The following is an 18512-nucleotide window of genomic DNA, read 5'->3' on the forward strand; positions in this document are numbered from 1 at the left end:
TTCTTTTCCTCTCTTCCTTTTTATGATCTGCGTAACAAGACTTTCGCAAAGTAATTTCCTAAATTTTGAGCTATCTGTACGAGAATAATAAGTAACACGACCGTTACGAACATAACTGATGTATCAAAACGTTGATAACCATATGTCATTGCTAAATCACCAAGACCGCCACCACCGACAAGCCCAGCAACTGCAGAAAATTCAATTAAACCAACTGTCATAAATGTGACACCTAAGATTAATGGCGCTAACGCTTCTGGTACAAGGATTTCAAAAACGATTCTAATTGGCGAGGCGCCCATTGCTTGTGCTGCCTCAATTACTCCTTTCGGAACGGAAACAAGGTTTGTTTCAACCATTCTAGCAATACCAATTGATGCGACTAACGTCATCGGGAAAATTGCCGCTGCTGTTCCAATCGTCGTTCCGATAACACTTCTCGTTAGTGGACTTAAAGCTACTAAAAAGATAATGAATGGTACCGGACGAATTGTATTAATTATGATGTTAAGAATAGAAAAGACCCATTTATTTTCTAAAAAGTTTCCTTTTCTCGTTACATATAAAAGTAAACCTAGAGGTATACCAAGAATTGTAGCGAATATAAGGGTTACAATTACCATTAAGAGGGTATCCCCCGTCGCATCTAGTATGCGCGGCCAAAATATACTCCAATCAACTCGCATGAGCTTCTACCTCCTTCAGCTGCACTTGCAGTCTTAGATGTTGTAATGCTTTTTGAATTTCCCTCTGCTCCCCTTGCAACTCTACAAGAAGATTTCCAAATAGCACATTTTGAAGTTCAATAATATTTCCGTACAGTACATTTACATCGACGTTATAGTTTTTTGCGATATATGATAGTACCGGCTGTCCTGTCTCCTCACCAGTAAATGTTAGACGATAAATTTGACCACCATTTTGAATTTTCGCTAGAACACTTTCCGGTAAATGATCATTAATGACAGAACGTACAAAGTTTTGAGTCGTCTTTGTTTTTGGTTGCGTGAAAACATCAAACAGTTTTCCTTCTTCAATAACTTTTCCCTTCTCCATTACAGCTACACGGTGACAAATTTCTTTCACAACATGCATTTCATGTGTAATAAGAAGAATTGTTAAATTGTATTCTCTATTTACTTTCTTTAATAAGTTTAGAATTTCTGTCGTTGTTTCTGGATCTAAGGCTGATGTTGCCTCATCACATATAAGAATATCTGGCGATGTCGCAAGTGCTCTAGCAATGCCCACACGCTGCTTTTGTCCACCTGATAGCTGCTCTGGGTAATAGTTTGCTTTATCTTCTAACCCTACAAACTTCAGCAGTTCATTTACTCTTTCTTTTATCTCATTCTTTGGCACTTTCGCTAACTTTAATGGATAAGCAATATTTCCAAATACTGTTCTTGAATTAAATAAATTAAAACTTTGAAAAATCATTCCAATTCTTTGTCTCAGTTTACGTAATTCTTTCGTCGATAATGATGTAATGTCTTTATCATCTATTGAAATCGTTCCTGCCGTCGGTCTCTCTAACATATTTACTAAGCGTAATAACGTACTCTTTCCAGCGCCACTAAAACCGATAATGCCAAAAATTTCGCCTTTCTCAACTGATAATGTTACATCCTTCACCGCATGAACAGATTGCCCAGCTGATTCATACACTTTACTTACATTGTTAAAAGAAATCATTTTTTCCCCTCCTATATGCTGTAAAAACTTGAAGTAGAGCTTTCGAGGTAAAATAAAAAGTGCTCTCCTTCTTATCAACCATAAAGATAAGAAGGAGAGCACTTATATGTACTCGTTCACATCTTCTCATCTTCCAAGCCTTTATATGGCTTGCTGGAGTTAGCACGGTATTAAAAAAACCCGTTGCTGAGGTATCGTAGGGCCAGTCCCTCCACCTCTCTGGATAAGAATGTATCGATTTAATTGTCGTTTAATTAATTCTCATTATAGAACTCAGAATAATAAGAGTCAATACATTTTTTAGAAAAATATTAATTATTCCTTTATTAAAATTTTCAGATGAAAATTCATGAGAAAATAGTAACTTTCAAGGTTATTTAAAATTCTTCTTCCTCATATTTTTAAACAGGAGAATCCTCTCTACGAATTGAATAAATTTATTTGAATATGAAACTCGGAGGAAGATAAATATATGAAAACAGCTCTTTTACTCGTCGATATTCAAAACGATTATTTTCCAAATGGAAAGATGGAATTGCGTAATCCAGTAGAAGCAAGCGAATATGCTAATCAGTTATTACAACACTTTAGAACAAACAGCGAACCTATTCTTCATATCCAACACGTAGCTATAAAAGATGACGCTACTTTTTTCCTACCTAATACAGAAGGTGTACATATTCACGAAAGCGTACGTCCACTTAGAGAAGAAACAGTTATAGTCAAACATTATCCAAATAGCTTCCGAGAAACTAATCTTCTAGAGCAATTAAAACGTTTAAATATTGAACATGTCGTTGTATGTGGGATGATGACTCATATGTGTATCGATGCTACAGTAAGGGCTGCATTCGATTTTGGCTTTCAATGTACCGTTATACATGATGCTTGTGCTACAAAAGACCTTTCTTTTAAGAACGCTACTATACCAGCTGTTTACATTCACAATACAATTTTAGCTAGTTTAAATGGCGTATATGCAAATGTAATAAGCACGCAAGAATTTTTAGCTACATAAAAAACACTCCTTTCAGTGAGCAAAACCGAAAGGAGTGTTCCTTGTCGAACCATAGATTTTCTTTCAAATTGTATTATACAGGAAATTCTCAAAATGAATACTAAAAAATATGACTAATAAGTCAACTTTTCTCATCATTTTATCTCTGTTCACATGTTTATCCCGCTATTAATAGGTTTTAGCTCATTCCCTTCGAACGATGGTAGTATATAGGATTTCAATTTTAAAAGGAGCTCTTCACATTCTGTGAAGAGCTCCTCTACTATTTCTTATAAAGTTTCAGAAGTAGTTTTTGCTTGCATGTGAAGTGCTAAGTAATCAGGTCCACCAGCTTTAGAGTCTGTACCAGACATGTTAAAGCCACCGAATGGTTGGTAACCTACGATTGCACCAGTACATCCACGGTTGAAGTATAAGTTACCAACGTGGAAGTCTTCGCGTGCTTTTTCAATATGGTCACGGTTGTTAGTAATAACAGCACCTGTTAAACCGTATTCCGTATTATTTGCAATTGCAAGTGCATGATCGAAGTCTTTCGCTTTACAGAATGCTACTACTGGTCCGAAGATTTCTTCTTTCATTAAGCGAGCATCTTCTGCAACGTCAGCAACGATTGTTGGTTGGATGAACCAGCCTTTAGAATCGTCTCCTTCGCCACCTGCTAAGATTCTACCTTCTTCTTTACCAATTGCAACATAGCTCATTACTTTATCGAATGCAGCTTGGTCATTAACAGGACCCATGTTTGTACCTAATACTGCTGGGTTAGCAACTGTTAATTCTTTTGTTAATTCAACAGCACGATTTAATACATGATCATATACATCTTCATGGATTACTGCACGAGAACATGCAGAACATTTTTGTCCTGAGAATCCGAATGCTGATGCAACGATAGACTTAGCTGCTAATTCAAGATCTGCTTCTTTATCAACAACGATTGTATCTTTACCGCCCATTTCAGCGATAACGCGTTTTAACCAAATTTGTCCTGGGTTTACTTTCGCTGCACGCTCATAGATGCGGATACCTACATCACGAGATCCCGTGAAGCTTACGAAACGTGTACGAGGATGATCTACTAAGTAGTCACCAACTTCAGAACCGTTACCTGGAACGAAGTTTACTACGCCAGCTGGTAAGCCAGCTTCTTCTAATACTTCCATAAATTTCGCTGCTACTACAGGAGTTGTACTAGCTGGTTTTAGTAATACTGTGTTACCAGAAACTAAAGCAGCTGTTGTCATACCTGCCATAATTGCGAATGGGAAGTTCCAAGGAGAAATGATAACACCTACTCCTAATGGAATGTAAGAGAAACGATTATATTCAATTGGACGGCTTTCTACTGGAATACCGTCTTTTAATTTTAACATTTGACGACCATAATATTCCATAAAATCGATTGCTTCTGCTGTATCAGCATCTGCCTCATTCCATGGCTTACCTGCTTCTTTTACAAGAATAGCAGAGAATTCATGTTTTCTGCGACGAACGATTGCTGCAGCACGGAATAAAATATCTGCACGCATTTCTGGCTTTGATTTTCTCCAAGTTTGGAATGTTTCATCCGCTACTTGCATTGCTTTTTCAGCTAACTCACGGCTTGCTTTTGAAACACGACCAACAAGTTCCTCTTTATTTGCAGGGTTTACAGAAACAATTTTGTCTTCTGTAGTGATTTTTTCTCCCCCAATAATTAATGGATAGTCTTGTCCAAGATAAGATTCTACTTTCTTTAAACCTTCTTCAAACGCTAATTTGTTAGCCTCCACTGAAAAATCTGTAAATGGCTCATGTTTGTATGCTACTACCATTTTTTTTAGCCTCCCCTTAGAAAAACGTTTACATTTTACAACATTATTCTACACGATAATTTAGATTTATTCAAATATTCCTAGACTTATATTTTAAAAATTAATAAATTTTTAAAATATAATAAAAAAAAGAGATTCATACATGCGTATGAATCTACAAAATATGAGTATATTCCAAAACATTTTTCCCGATCAATAATATAGTAACCAATAAAAATAAAGTCCTTACATATCCAACACCTTTTTGAACCGCAAACTTCGATCCAAAATAAGCACCTAAGATCATTGATAATCCCATGATAATACCATATTCAAAATGAATTATATCTAAAAATAAAAAAGTAATTAAAGATACAATATTACTAACAAAGTTCAAAAGTTTTCCAGATGCTGCCGCTTGAATAAAATCCAAGCCAATTAATAAAAATGCAAAAATTAAAAACGACCCTGTCCCTGGTCCAAAAAATCCATCATAAAATCCTATCATTAAAATAGCAAAGAAAAATATTAATGTTTTTCTTTGCGTCATCTTCTTATAGGTAGACACACTTCCCCAATTCTTTTTTGCAATAATATAAATAGCAATAAATACCAACATTACAAGTACTAATGGGCGTAAAATATCCGGTGGAATAAATTTTACTACTAAAGCACCTGCAACAGCTCCAACAATAGTTAACGGGATTAACTTTCCTACAATTTTAAAATCAACTTTTCCTGATCGAATGAAATACATCGCACTCGTAAACGTCCCCATTGTTGCCGCTAATTTATTCGTTGCAATTGCCGAAGCTGGCGATAAGCCAACAAACATAAGTGCAGGAAGCGAAATTAACCCTCCTCCTCCAACAACGGAATCAATAAAAGCTGCTAAAAAACCGAATGCAATTAATAAAATAATGACTTGAAAACTTAATTCTTCCATGAGATTTACCCCTTACCCCTATTTTTTACAACATTTTAAATTATAACAAAATTACATAAGAAAAAAAGCTGTTCCATAGAGGAACAGCCTTCATATTTAATCTAAAATCTTCACAAGTGGTTCATCTTGTTTTGCTTCACGTATAATAATAGCTTCTGGGCGTTCTACAGATTTAATCGTTACTTGTACTTTCATATAATTCGGGAAGTATTCCATAACAAGCCCTGCCACATATTGTGTAAACCCAACTATTTCAGCTTTTCCATTAAACTGGACAGGAATATCAAGCTTCATTTCTCTTAATTCATCATCTCTATACATACCAGTACCAATAACAGCTGTATAGTCGCCTTGGAAATAATCGCTTAGTTTTGCCTTAAAGTTGGATACTCTTGCAAGGTCTTCACGTTTATTATCTGTTTTCGCTTGCTCTGATGGGAACAAATAATATTTTTCATTAATTTGTTTCCAATCTTCAACCGTTTCACTACCTTTTTCAACATTCGCATAAGAAACAAAATTACCTGGCACGAGCGAAGACTTTGGAGCTTGGCGATAAATCGCAAATGTTATTGGAATATTTTTGGTTTCAGGTTCTTTTTGATGTATGACTTTCAAAATTTCTTGCGCCATTTTTTTCCCTTCAGCTAACATCTTTTCATCCGGGATCGCAGCTTCACGTGGATAACCATGCTCTTCGTTAAAATATTGAACAGAATTCATCGCTAATCCAACTACCATACCAACGCGTTCCTCGTCGTTATCGCCTTTTTTCACATAATAATCATGCTCTAAAATATTCGAAATATATATTGGATTTTTTTTATTTTTCACTTCTAGTGATTCGGATCCTGTTCCTAATGCAGGGTTTAATCCTATATTAGGAAATTTAACTGCATCTTTTTTTAATTTGTCCTCTAGTTCCTTTTGTTCAGCATCTGTACGTTTTCTTTTAACAAGCATCTGTATAGTTTGAGTATCTAGAGCTTTTCCGCCTTTTAAAAAATTATCTTTCGTACTAAATGATTCTTTTGCAATTCGCATTAACCCTGTTTCAAATTCATCTATATCAAGACGACTATTTAACCCTTGCACGACTAAACCACGTGCCTTTCCACCATCAAATGGAATAGTCGTCTTATAATATTCATCCGAAATAGCGTATTTTGGAACAACTGATTGTTCTTTTGCTTTCCCCGATTTCTCAGCCACTTTTTCATCTTTGTCGGCACCTGCACTACACCCACTTACAAGTAGGCCAAGGCTTAATACCGCTAATGCTATTTTTTTCATGGTAAGTTTGCACCTCTTACTTATTTAGCTCTTGTAAGAACCTCTCTTCATTCCAAACCTCAACATTATGTTTCTCCGCTTGTGCTAATTTCGAACCAGCCGCTTCACCTGCAACAACTAAATCCGTACTCTTACTAACACTTCCCGTTACTTTTCCACCTAATGCCTCAATCTTCTTCTTCGCTTCACTTCGCCCCATAACTTCTAGCTTACCTGTTAAAACAACCGTTTTTCCTGCGAAGTAAGATTCAACATTTTGTAAATCTGCAATTTTTATACCTTTGTATGTCATATTCACGCCATACTCTTTAAACTGCTGTAATAACTCTAATACATCTTCATTATCAAAATATGTCACAACAGATTGAGCCATTTTTTCGCCAATTTCATTAATTGCTTTTAGTTCTTCTTCCGTTGCTTTTACAAGCTCATCCATCGTTTCAAAGTGCTCTGCAAATGTACGTGCTGCTTTCGCTCCAACGTGGCGAATTCCAAGACCAAATAATAATCGCTCTAACGAGTTTTCTTTAGAATTTTCAATTGCTTGTATTAAGTTTGTTGCTGATTTTTCACCAAAACGTTCTAACTGTAATAATTGCTCTTTCGTCAATGCATATAAATCAGCAAATGTACGAATGTAATCAGCATCAAAGAGTTGTGTAATGACACGTTCCCCAAGTCCATCAATATTCATTGCATTTCTTGAAACGAAATGGATTAACCCTTCTCGAATTTGAGCAGGACAAGTTGGATTTATACAACGAAGTGCTACTTCTTCTTCTAAACGAACAAGTTCACTCTCACATGCTGGACAAAGAGTTGGCATGCGGTATTCTTCTTCCTCACCAGTACGCTTATCAAAAATAACGTTCACAACTTCAGGAATAATATCTCCAGCCTTCTTCACAACAACGTAGTCACCAATTCGAATGTCTTTTTCACGAATTAAATCTTCGTTATGTAAAGAAGCACGACGAACAATTGTACCAGCAACTCTCACTGGCTCTAGTTCTGCAGTCGGTGTTACAACTCCTGTTCGGCCAACACTTAATTCAATGCCTGTTAATCTCGTTACAACTTCTTCAGCCGGGAATTTATAAGCAATCGCCCATCTTGGACTCTTCGCTGTAGTTCCTAAACTTTCTTGAAGGGCAACATCATCTACTTTTATAACGATTCCATCAATCTCATAATCAAGATGCGGACGTTTTTCTTGCCATTCTTCTACATAAGCTATAACTTCTTCAATTGTTTCACATGTACGGCGATTCGGATTTGTCTTAAATCCAAGTTCACCTAAGAAATCAAGCGATTCACTATGTGATGGAATTGTTTTTTCTTCTACATTCGCAAGACCGTACACAAACATAGATAAGTTACGCTTCGCTGCAATTTTCGGATCAAGTTGACGTATTGAACCTGCTGCTGCATTACGCGGATTCGCAAATACATCTTCTCCATTTTGCTCTTTTTCTTCATTTAGTTTAACGAATGAACGCTTCGGCATATAAGCTTCGCCTCGTGCTTCTAACGTTACTTCTTCATTTAAACGAAGTGGGATAGCTTTAATCGTTTTTAAATTTTGAGTAATATCTTCACCCGTTACACCATCACCACGTGTCGCCCCTTGAATGAAGCGTCCTTTTTCATAATGAAGCGAAACGGCAAGCCCGTCAATTTTTAATTCACATATATATCTTACATTCGCACCATCAATTCCTTGACGTACTCTTCTGTCGAAATCACGTAAATCTCCTTCGTTAAATGCATTTCCTAAACTTAACATTGGTGACTTATGTGTTACTTTTTCAAATATATCAAGAACAGTCCCCCCAACGCGAACGGAGGGAGAATCTTCACTCATAAACTCTGGGTTCTCTGCTTCTAATTTTATAAGCTCCTGCATATTACGGTCATATTCCGCATCAGAAACAGAAGGATTGTCTAATACGTGATATTGATAGTTAAATGTATTTAATAAATCACGCAGTTCTTCTATACGTTTTTTTGCTATCTCTTTTGACATATCCTCATTCCTTTCTATTGTTTCGTCACAGGTGCAAATTTTGCTAACAAACGTTTAACACCAATTGGGCTTGGGAATGCAATATCTAATTCTTTTGCATCACCTTCACCTTTTACACTTACAACTGTACCGACTCCCCATTTTTGGTGGGAAGCTTTATCTCCTACTGCCCAGCCAATTTGTTCGCCGCCTGTCGTCTTAGCTGCAGGGCGCGCGAAAGCTGAACGAGAGCGTGTTGTCGTTGTGATTGTCGTTTTGCCGCTACTTGCCGTTCTGCCTTTTGCACCAAACGATGTTTCACGCTTTGGCGCTGTTTCATTTAATGATTCCACTAGTTCTGTCGGGATTTCTGTAATGAATCGAGACGCAGCGTTCATACTTGTTCTACCAAATAATGTACGCATTTGCGCGTTAGATAAATATAGCTCTTCTTCTGCACGAGTAATACCTACATAAGCAAGACGACGTTCTTCTTGCATTTCATCCTCTTCCATAAGAGAACGAGTATGAGGGAATATCCCTTCCTCTAAGCCAACAATAAAGACAACCGGGAACTCTAATCCTTTCGCTGAGTGCATCGTCATTAAAATAACTTCTTCACCAGCAGTTGGGTCTTCATCTACACGATCAATATCAGCAACAAGTGCTAAATCTGTTAAGAATGCAACAAGGCTCTTATCTTCGCTTTGAGATTCAAATGTTTGCGTAACAGATAAGAACTCGTCTAAGTTTTCTAAACGGCCTTCCGCTTCTAAAGAACGTTCATTTTTCAACATATCGCGATAGCCTGTTTTTTCAATAACTTCTTCTACTAATTCTGTAACAGATAAATACTCTTGCATATTTACCCAGTTATTTAATAAATTCGCAAATTCTTTTACTGCCTTTGTAATTTTTGCACTTACTCCAACATGCTCAATTTCATCAAATACAGCAGTTAATGAAATTCCGTTTTGCACACCGTAATTAATAATTTTATCGATAGAAGTCGCACCAATACCACGCTTTGGCATGTTAATAATACGTGCAAAACTAATTTCATCATCTGGATTACCGATTAAACGTAAGTACGCCAAAATATCTTTAATCTCTTTACGATCGTAGAACTTCGTACCCCCGACAATTTTGTACGGAATGTTAGATTTAAGGAAAATCTCCTCGACCATACGAGACTGAGCATTCGTACGATATAACACTGCAAAATCAGTATATTTTCGTTTCCCCATTTGAATATCGTCACGAATTTTTTTCGCAACAAAATACGCCTCGTCCTTTTCAGTTGCAGCACGATAATACGAGATTTTACTTCCAACTTGATTGTCTGTCCATAATTTCTTCGGCTTACGATTTGTATTTTTTTCAATAACAGCATTCGCTGCATTTAAAATATTTTGTGACGAACGATAGTTTTGTTCTAACAAAATTACTTGTGCATTCTCATAGTCTTTTTCGAACGACAAAATATTAGAAATATCTGCACCACGCCAGCGATAAATAGACTGGTCAGAGTCACCTACAACGCAAAGATTTTTAAAACGCGCTGCCAAATGTTTAACAAGAAGATATTGCGCTTTGTTCGTATCTTGATACTCATCAACGTGAATATATTGGAACTTACGCTGATAAAACTCTAATACTTCTGGAACACGTTCAAATAACTGAATCGTGGTCATAATTAAATCATCAAAGTCTAATGAATTATTTTTCAAAAGACGTTTTTGATACTCTGTGTATACATCGCTCGTTAATTTTTCATATGGATCAGCCATTGTAATTTTTTTTGCATATTTATCCGCAGATAACAGTTCATTTTTCGCATTACTAATACCCGCTAAAATAGAGCGCGGCTCAAATTTCTTCGGATCAATATTGCGCTCTTTCATAATTTTTTTGACTACAGTTAGCTGATCGCCTGAATCTAAGATTGTAAAGTTACGATTAATACCAATACGATCGATATCCCGTCGTAAAATACGTACACACATAGAGTGGAACGTCGAAATCCAAATATCTTCTGCTTCTGGTCCCACAAGTGTATCAATACGCTCACGCATTTCACGAGCTGCTTTATTTGTGAAGGTAATAGCTAGTACATTCCATGGTGCTACACCTTTTTCACCAAGTAAATACGCAATACGATGTGTTAACACACGTGTCTTACCACTACCTGCACCTGCCATTAATAGAAGTGGTCCATTCGTTGTTTGGACTGCTTTTTGTTGCTGTGGATTTAAACCGTTTAATAATCTATCTGTCATACTCATATACGCCTGCACCTACTCTCCTTTTACTGCTTTAACTGTTTTTAACGCCGATTTTATATCATCATAAATAATATTTCCAACAACTACTGTATCAGCATATTGTGCCATGTCTTTCGCCTGTTCTGCATTAGAAATACCACCGCCATAGTATAACTTAGCTTGTTTCAATTCTGCTTTTACATTTTTAACAAGTTCAACATCTCCATACGTACCGCTATATTCTAAATAAAATATCGGTAAATGTAATAACTTGTCTGCTAAACGAGCATATGCAATAACGTCATCTTCTGTTAAATCACATTTCGCTTCTGTAAGCTGGGCTACTTTCGCTTCTGGATTTAAAACACAATACCCTTCCATAAAAATTTCGTCCCAGTCCATAATATCCCCAAATTCTTTCAATGCCTCATGATGAACACCTGTTACCCATTCTACTTTTCGGCTATTTAAAACACTTGGGATGTAATAAAAATCAAATCCTGGTGTAATTGCTTCTACATCAGAAACCTCTAATACACAAGGAACTGCATATCTACGAATGCTAACTAGCATGTGTAATACGTTATCAATTGTAACTCCATCACTTCCGCCTACAATAACCGCATCAGTTCCAGACTCACAAATCATTTCTAAATGTTCATCGCTTAACTCCTTATTTGGATCAAGCTTAAATACATGTTTCCATCCGGAAATATCGTACATGAAAACACCCTTCCTTTTCTCTAGTTATATATATTTCTGTTCAAAATAACAGTTTATTTTCATCATTATTGTTTTAACTTCATCTTAAATATTTGTTTAAAACGGAGAATTAAGTTTGGAATTACCTCTTCCATATTTTTTAAACTAGAGGATTTAATTTTGAAGTTCCTTTTATGCATTCTTTCATTATAACAAAAAAAGTTACTTACACACACGCACATTCCAACATCTTTTTCCACGTCAAATGTTGGATTACATATCCCAAAAATCAAACGGGATACTAATAAAAGAAATAGTATTATCTATTTCAACTTTCATAAAAAGGAGTGTTTTTCTAATGAAGCAAAATATCGGGACAATAAACGCTCTAATTCGAATTACACTTGGGCTTGTCCTCTTCGGATGTAGTGCAACTAAACTTGTACGCAAGCCGTGGTGCACTTGGTCTAACATTTTTCTATGGATTGGTGCAATGAAAGTTGCAGAAGGAATTGTTCGTTTCTGCCCTGTTGTTGAAATGTGGAAATTCGGAAAATACATGAATATGGGGGCATTTAAAATGCCTAGCATGAATTTTGCTGAAAAAGGACATGCTAAAGAAGAAGTGAATCAAACTTCCACTCATGACAAACCAAAGTCAAAAGGAAGTTATGACGCTTCTGACAAAGAGATTGAGTCAGCGATTGAAAATATAATCCTGGCAAAACCGCTTTGAATCATTTGTCACGATGCAAGATGCTCTCAAAGGGACTTAGCTGCTGCAGTGGGCGGTTAAGTCTTCTTTATTTTACCATAAAACAGAACGTACATTCTCTTTTTTGACCTTAAAATGTATATAAAAGATATCAATCAATAAAATTCAGAAAATTAGGTGCATACCTCTTGCTTAAAATGATATAAAAGTGATATCATTTTTATATCAGGAGGCGATCATATGAAAGAAAAACAAGTATTTTATGTAAATGGTTTTCTCGGTATTATTGGAATTTTGATTTTAGCTGCTATCGGTGTATTTTTCCTTGCACAAGAAATTTTCATAGGAGCGGCACTAACTATTATATTAGCCGCAGTTCTCGCTACAGGTATCGGTATTGTTCAACCGAATCAAGCGAAGGTTATTACGTTCTTCGGTAATTATTTAGGAACAATTCGTCAAAACGGTTTATTTTTAACGATTCCGTTCGCATTCCGTCAAACTGTATCTTTACGTGTTGAAAACTTTAACAGTAAAAAATTAAAAGTAAATGACGTTGATGGAAATCCAATTGAAATTGCAGCTGTTATCGTATATAAAGTTGTTGATTCTGCAAAAGCAATGTTTGGTGTTGAACATTATGATCGATTTGTAGAAATTCAAAGCGAAACGGCAATCCGCCATGTTGCAACAAAATATCCTTATGACAATTTCCAAGATGAAACCTGCGTTACGTTACGCGGAAATACTGAAGAAATCTCTGAAGAATTAAAACGTGAGTTAGAGGCGCGTCTTGAAATTGCTGGTGTAGAAGTATTAGAAACTCGTTTAACGCACTTAGCTTACGCAACAGAAATTGCCCATGCAATGCTACAACGCCAGCAAGCAAAAGCAGTATTAGCTGCTAGAAAAGAAATTGTTGAAGGTGCTGTGAAGATGGCGAAAGATTCCATCCATATGTTAGATGAAGAAGGCGTACTAGAACTCGATGACGAGCGTAAAGCAAATATGGTAAACAACTTATTAGTTGCCATCGTTTCAGATAAAGGTGCGCAACCAGTTATTAATACAGGAAGCCTATACTAAGGGCTATAAGTAATTATGGCTAAAAAGAAAAGCTTTCCATTACGTATTGATCCTGAATTACACGCAGTCATCGAAAAATGGGCAAATGATGAATTTCGTAGCGTCAATGCACACATCGAGTATTTACTTCGAGAAATGGCAAAGCAAAAAGGGAAATTAAAAAAAGATAAAGATGCATAAAAAATCCCGCTGATTCCTCAGCGGGATTTTTACATATTAACTTTTCGTCATCTCATGCCCAATTGCACGATATCCTATATCACTTCGATAAAATAGACCATCACTCTCAATTTTACCGATTTCTTTATATACTTTATCTTTTGCTTCTTGTAAACTATTTGCCTTACAAGCAACAAATAATACACGGCCACCGTTCGTTACAAAGTCCCCATGTTTCATTGCTGTACCTGCATGGAAAACAATCACATCTTGCAGTGCATCTAGTCCGCTAATAATATCACCTTTTTTATATGCTTCTGGATATCCTTTAGAAGCAAGTACAACACCGATTACCGCTTCTTCTGACCATTGTAACGTTAGTTCACTTTCATCTAATACAGCGTTACATACATCAACTAAATCGTTTTCTAATCGAGGTAATACAACTTCTGTTTCAGGATCACCGAAGCGTGCATTAAATTCAATTACCTTCGGACCATCATTTGTTAAAATAAGACCTGCGTATAAAATACCTGTAAACGAACGGTTTTCTTCAATCATCGCCTTAGCAGTTGGATGCAATACGGTTTGAATCGCTTCTTGAACTGCTGATTCTGGAATTTGTGGTACTGGAGAATATGCACCCATTCCACCCGTATTTGGACCTTTATCACCATCAAAAGCTCTTTTATGATCTTGGGCGATTACCATTGGATGTACAGTTGTTCCATTCACGAATGCCATTAATGAAAATTCTTGTCCATCTAAAAACTCTTCAATAACAACCTTCTTACTTGCCGCGCCGAATTTCACATCTTGCAGCATTTCTTTCACAGCTTGTAATGCCTCTTCAAGCGTCATCGCTACCGTTACACCTTTACCAGCAGCTAGGCCGTCAGCTTTAATAACGATTGGTGCACCAACTTTTTGAATGTACTGTACTGCTTCTTCATAATCTGTAAAAGTTTCGTACGCCGCAGTTGGAATATCATACTTTTTCATAAGCTCTTTTGTAAAAGCTTTACTACCTTCAATAACAGCAGCCGCTTTATTCGGACCAAATATGCGAAGTCCCTCTTCTTTAAAACGATCAACAATTCCATTCATAAGCGGAATTTCTGGTCCAACGAAAGTTAACTCAACATTATTCTCTTTTGCAAATAAAACTAATGCATCAAAATCATTTTCATCAATATCAACTGGTGTTGCAACATCTCTCATACCTTCATTACCTGGTGCTACATATACCTTTTCTACTTTTTCAGATTGTGCAAACTTCCAAGCTAAAGCATGCTCACGCCCACCGCGGCCAATTACTAAAACATTCATATTTCATCCCCCAATAATTAAATAAGTACAAACTAGAAGCTATGCTCCTAGTTTGCTTTTTCATATCAATAAAAGGTTATCTCGACCGGACTTTTTAAACATCCATATTAATAAAGGTTTAAAAAGGAGGATTAAGAGAACCGAGCAGGTCTAGGCGCATTTGCCAGGAGGACACGGAGTGTAGCTTTCCTACATGAGTACCGCACTGGCGATGCAACGACGACATGCGAAGGTTATCTTAACCGGACTTTTTAAACATCCTCTATTAGTGTTTGAAATGACGTACGCCAGTGAACACCATAGCAATCCCATAAGTATCTGCCACTTTAATAGAATCTTCATCACGGATTGATCCGCCCGGTTGAATGATTGCTGTAATTCCTGCTTTTGCTGCTTCTTCTAATGTATCTGGCATTGGGAAGAAAGCATCAGATGCAAGCGCGCTACCTTGTGCTTTTTCACCAGCTTGTGTAATTGCGATTTTTGCAGAACCTACACGGTTCATCTGTCCCGCACCGACACCAATTGTCATGTCATCTTTCGCTAAAACAATTGCGTTTGATTTCACATGTTTTACAACTTTCCAAGCTAGTTTTAAATCTTTCCATTCTTGCTCTGAAGGTTCACGTTTCGTTGGAATTGAAATTGTACTTTCATCTAATGATAACGTATCTTCCTCTTGAACGAGAAGTCCACCTTGTACAGAAGTTAGTTTTTTGCTTGCACTTGTCGCTTTTTCAATATTTATAGTTAATAAACGTAAGTTCTTCTTACTTTGCAACACTTCTAAAGCTTCTTGCGAGAACGAAGGTGCGATAACAATTTCTAAGAAAATTTCATGTAACTTTTCTGCTGTAGCTTTATCAATTTCACGATTTGCTGCAATAATACCGCCGAAGATTGATACTGGATCTGCTTCATAAGCACGAGTATATGCTTCGTGAATATTAGTTCCTACTCCAACACCACATGGATTCATATGCTTTACTGCTACTACTGCTGGTTCTGTAAATTCTTTTACGATGCTAAGCGCTGCGTCTGCATCATTAATATTGTTATACGATAATTCCTTACCGTGTAATTGTTCTGCGTATGCAACAGAAGACGTTGCTGCGAATGGCGCTTTATAGAAAGTTGCTTTTTGATGTGGGTTCTCGCCATAGCGTAAGTCTTGCTTTTTCTCAAATGTCACAGTTAATGTTTCTGGACTTTCTTCACCCATTTGCTCTGTTAAGTAGTTAGAAATTAACGCATCATACGCTGCTGTATGACGGAATACTTTCGCTGCTAGTTTACGTTTTGTTTCCTCTGCTACTTCACCGTTCTCTTTCAGTTCTGCTAACACAATATCATAATCTACTGGATCTACAATTACCGATACGAATTTATGATTTTTCGCAGCAGAGCGAATCATTGTTGGGCCACCGATATCAATATTTTCAATTGCATCAGCAAATGTTACATCAGGCTTAGCGATTGTTTCTTTAAATGGGTATAAGTTAACAACAACAAAGTCAATTGGCTCTATACCTAACTCATTCATTTGTGTTACATGTGTTTCATTATCACGAACTGCTAATAGACCACCATGAATATTTGGATGTAATGTTTTCACACGGCCATCCATAATTTCAGGGAAACCAGTTACTTCAGAAATGCCGATTACTTGTAAGCCATTTTCTTCTAGTAACTTTTTCGTACCACCTGTTGAAATAACTTCAATCCCTTGTTCTAGTAACCCTTTAACAAATTCTACTACTCCTGTTTTATCTGAAACACTTACTAATGCACGCTTTTTCATTTATCCTTCACCCCTGGTTGTATGTTAGTTAACAGTTGATTCTTTCACAGACTGAACAATTTGATTCACTGTATTTACGTATAATTTATGTTCAACTTGTTGAATTTTCTTTTGTAAGCTTTCTCTCGTATCCCCTTCAGAAACAACCACTGCTTCTTGTGCAATAATTGGCCCTGTATCCATACCTGCATCTACATAATGAATTGTTACTCCAGTTACTTTCACACCTGCTTCTAACGCTTGACCGACAGCATCTTTACCCGGAAAGCTCGGTAGTAATGATGGATGAATATTAATAATCTTCCCGCCGTATGCTTCTAGTAACGTCGGCCCGATTAAACGCATATATCCAGCTAAAATAACATAATCAATTTCATATTCTTCTAGCTTCTTTAATATCTCTTTTTCAAACGCTTCTTTTGACTCATATGCTTTCGCTGAAAAAGCAAAACACGGAATATGATGATAATTTGCCCGTCCAACAGCTCGTGCTTCTGGTTTATCACATACTAATAAACTAATTTCTGCATCCAATCTTTTTTCTTCTACCGCATTAACGAGAGATTGAAAGTTAGATCCACTTCCAGAAGCAAAAACTGCTAATCTACTCATAGTGCTGTGCCCCCATTAAAAGTAACGCCAGCTCCTTGTATAGTACGTCCAATAATACGAGCCATTTCTCCTTGCTCTTCAAGAAGACGAACAACATCTTTTGCATCTTCTTCCTTCACTGCTACTACCATACCAATACCCATGTTAAAAATATTGAACATTTCTTTCTCTTCCAGTTTTCCAACTTCTTGAAGCAAACTAAAGATCGGCTGAATTTCCCAAGATCCTAGTTCAATCTCAGCACCGATTCCTTCTGGCAACATGCGTGGAATATTTTCAATAAATCCACCACCTGTAATATGCGCCATACCGTATACTTCATGTTTCTTCAATAGTTCTAAAATAGGTTTGACATAAATTTTCGTTGGTTTTAATAATTCTTCACCAAGAGGTAGTTCTAAGCGGCCATAAATACGCTCTAAAGATAGTTCCCCATCTTCTAATAACACTTTTCGTACTAAAGAGTAACCATTGCTATGAATACCGCTAGATGCTAAGCCAATTAGCACGTGACCAGCTTCAATCTTTTCACCTGTTACAATTTTCTTTTTATCAACAATCCCAACTGTAAAACCAGCTAAATCATATTCTTCCGTAGAATACATTCCTGGCATTTCAGCTGTTTCTCCACCGATTAATGCACAACCAGCTTGACGACAGCCCTCTGATATACCTTTGACGATGTTTTCAATTTTACTAGGTTCAGCTTTACCACAAGCAATATAATCAAGGAAGAAAAGCGGCTCTGCTCCTTGGACAACAATATCATTTACACACATTGCTACTGCATCAATACCAATTGTGTCATGTTTATCTGCCATAAAAGCGAGCATCAATTTCGTTCCCACGCCATCTGTTCCAGATACTAATACAGGTTCTTCTAATGCAAATTTTGATAGATCAAACATACCTCCAAAACCGCCTAAACCGCCTAGTACTTCTTTTCTCATAGTTGTTTGTACGTGTTTTTTCATGCGAGATACCGCTTCATATCCAGCTTCAATATCTACTCCTGCTTGCTTATATGCATTCGCCATCGTTATTTACACCTCGTCTTTTAATTTCTCCCCATCCAGGGCGGGCTATTTTAA

15 protein-coding genes, 1 pseudogene and 1 riboswitch are annotated in these 18512 nt (G+C 36.7%); of the genes and pseudogenes, 4 read left to right on the plus strand and 12 right to left on the minus strand.

Going from position 1 to position 18512, the window contains the following annotated elements:
• Nucleotides 1-20 precede the first annotated feature (20 nt).
• Nucleotides 21-686 carry a methionine ABC transporter permease gene (locus tag ACTFP3_RS24640; RefSeq protein WP_001261865.1) on the minus strand — a complete coding sequence of 222 codons (666 nt, stop codon included), beginning with the start codon at nt 684-686 and terminating at the stop codon, nt 21-23.
• Nucleotides 676-1695 carry a methionine ABC transporter ATP-binding protein gene (locus ACTFP3_RS24645; protein ID WP_074618900.1) on the minus strand — a complete coding sequence of 340 codons (1020 nt, stop codon included), beginning with the start codon at nt 1693-1695 and terminating at the stop codon, nt 676-678. The genes ACTFP3_RS24640 and ACTFP3_RS24645 overlap by 11 nt, the downstream gene beginning before the upstream one ends.
• Nucleotides 1696-1818: 123 nt before the next feature.
• Nucleotides 1819-1925, minus strand: a riboswitch (SAM riboswitch).
• A 242-nt stretch (nt 1926-2167) separates the two neighbouring features.
• On the opposite strand from ACTFP3_RS24645, the pseudogene ACTFP3_RS24650 reads away from it, so the two are divergent.
• Nucleotides 2168-2732 (plus strand): annotated as a pseudogene (locus ACTFP3_RS24650) (cysteine hydrolase family protein).
• Between the two features lie 250 nt (nt 2733-2982).
• On the opposite strand, the gene pruA reads toward ACTFP3_RS24650, so the two are convergent.
• The 6 genes from pruA to ACTFP3_RS24680 all read right to left on the minus strand — a co-directional run bounded on the left by pruA (nt 2983) and on the right by ACTFP3_RS24680 (nt 11740).
• On the minus strand, nt 2983-4530 hold the full coding sequence (gene pruA / locus ACTFP3_RS24655; RefSeq protein WP_000259555.1) for an L-glutamate gamma-semialdehyde dehydrogenase: 1548 nt from the start codon (nt 4528-4530) through the stop codon (nt 2983-2985).
• Nucleotides 4531-4684: 154 nt separating this feature from the next.
• Nucleotides 4685-5455 (minus strand): TSUP family transporter, encoded by a 771-nt coding sequence (locus ACTFP3_RS24660; RefSeq protein WP_000391974.1) that lies wholly within the window; start codon nt 5453-5455, stop codon nt 4685-4687.
• A gap of 96 nt (nt 5456-5551) precedes the next feature.
• Entirely contained in the window at nt 5552-6748 is a 1197-nt protein-coding gene (locus tag ACTFP3_RS24665; RefSeq protein ID WP_000717027.1) for a CamS family sex pheromone protein, read from the minus strand.
• A gap of 16 nt (nt 6749-6764) precedes the next feature.
• Nucleotides 6765-8774, minus strand: coding sequence for an NAD-dependent DNA ligase LigA (gene ligA / locus ACTFP3_RS24670; RefSeq protein WP_440011475.1), 2010 nt, complete (start codon nt 8772-8774; stop codon nt 6765-6767).
• Nucleotides 8775-8788: 14 nt separating this feature from the next.
• On the minus strand, nt 8789-11038 hold the full coding sequence (gene pcrA / locus ACTFP3_RS24675) for a DNA helicase PcrA (protein WP_002164784.1): 2250 nt from the start codon (nt 11036-11038) through the stop codon (nt 8789-8791).
• Nucleotides 11039-11050: 12 nt separating this feature from the next.
• A complete protein-coding gene (locus tag ACTFP3_RS24680; protein ID WP_000272097.1) occupies nt 11051-11740 on the minus strand; it encodes a heptaprenylglyceryl phosphate synthase in 690 nt (229 codons plus the stop codon).
• A 337-nt stretch (nt 11741-12077) separates the two neighbouring features.
• On the opposite strand from ACTFP3_RS24680, the gene ACTFP3_RS24685 reads away from it, so the two are divergent.
• The 3 genes from ACTFP3_RS24685 to ACTFP3_RS24695 all read left to right on the plus strand — a co-directional run bounded on the left by ACTFP3_RS24685 (nt 12078) and on the right by ACTFP3_RS24695 (nt 13700).
• Entirely contained in the window at nt 12078-12455 is a 378-nt protein-coding gene (locus ACTFP3_RS24685) for a YgaP family membrane protein (protein ID WP_000812346.1), read from the plus strand.
• Nucleotides 12456-12674: 219 nt separating this feature from the next.
• On the plus strand, nt 12675-13520 hold the full coding sequence (locus tag ACTFP3_RS24690; RefSeq protein WP_000660669.1) for an SPFH domain-containing protein: 846 nt from the start codon (nt 12675-12677) through the stop codon (nt 13518-13520).
• A gap of 15 nt (nt 13521-13535) precedes the next feature.
• Nucleotides 13536-13700: a toxin-antitoxin system HicB family antitoxin gene (locus ACTFP3_RS24695; protein WP_001085171.1), complete on the plus strand. Its 165-nt coding sequence runs from the start codon at nt 13536-13538 to the stop codon at nt 13698-13700.
• 36 nt (nt 13701-13736) lie between these two features.
• Here the strand turns inward: ACTFP3_RS24695 and purD are convergent, their stop codons facing one another.
• The 4 genes from purD to purM form a co-directional block, all read right to left on the minus strand.
• Nucleotides 13737-15008, minus strand: a complete 1272-nt coding sequence (gene purD, locus ACTFP3_RS24700) for a phosphoribosylamine--glycine ligase (RefSeq protein WP_440011478.1) — start codon at nt 15006-15008, stop codon at nt 13737-13739.
• Between the two features lie 265 nt (nt 15009-15273).
• Nucleotides 15274-16809, minus strand: coding sequence for a bifunctional phosphoribosylaminoimidazolecarboxamide formyltransferase/IMP cyclohydrolase (purH, locus tag ACTFP3_RS24705; protein WP_000745434.1), 1536 nt, complete (start codon nt 16807-16809; stop codon nt 15274-15276).
• 24 nt (nt 16810-16833) lie between these two features.
• On the minus strand, nt 16834-17421 hold the full coding sequence (gene purN, locus ACTFP3_RS24710; protein WP_000088589.1) for a phosphoribosylglycinamide formyltransferase: 588 nt from the start codon (nt 17419-17421) through the stop codon (nt 16834-16836).
• Entirely contained in the window at nt 17418-18458 is a 1041-nt protein-coding gene (gene purM / locus ACTFP3_RS24715) for a phosphoribosylformylglycinamidine cyclo-ligase (protein WP_001262439.1), read from the minus strand. The genes purN and purM overlap by 4 nt, the downstream gene beginning before the upstream one ends.
• Between the last annotated feature and the right edge of the window lie 54 nt (nt 18459-18512).

The sequence above is a fragment of the Bacillus cereus group sp. MYBK5-2 genome (assembly GCF_051915685.1).
In the GTDB taxonomy this organism is placed as follows: domain Bacteria; phylum Bacillota; class Bacilli; order Bacillales; family Bacillaceae_G; genus Bacillus_A; species Bacillus_A cereus.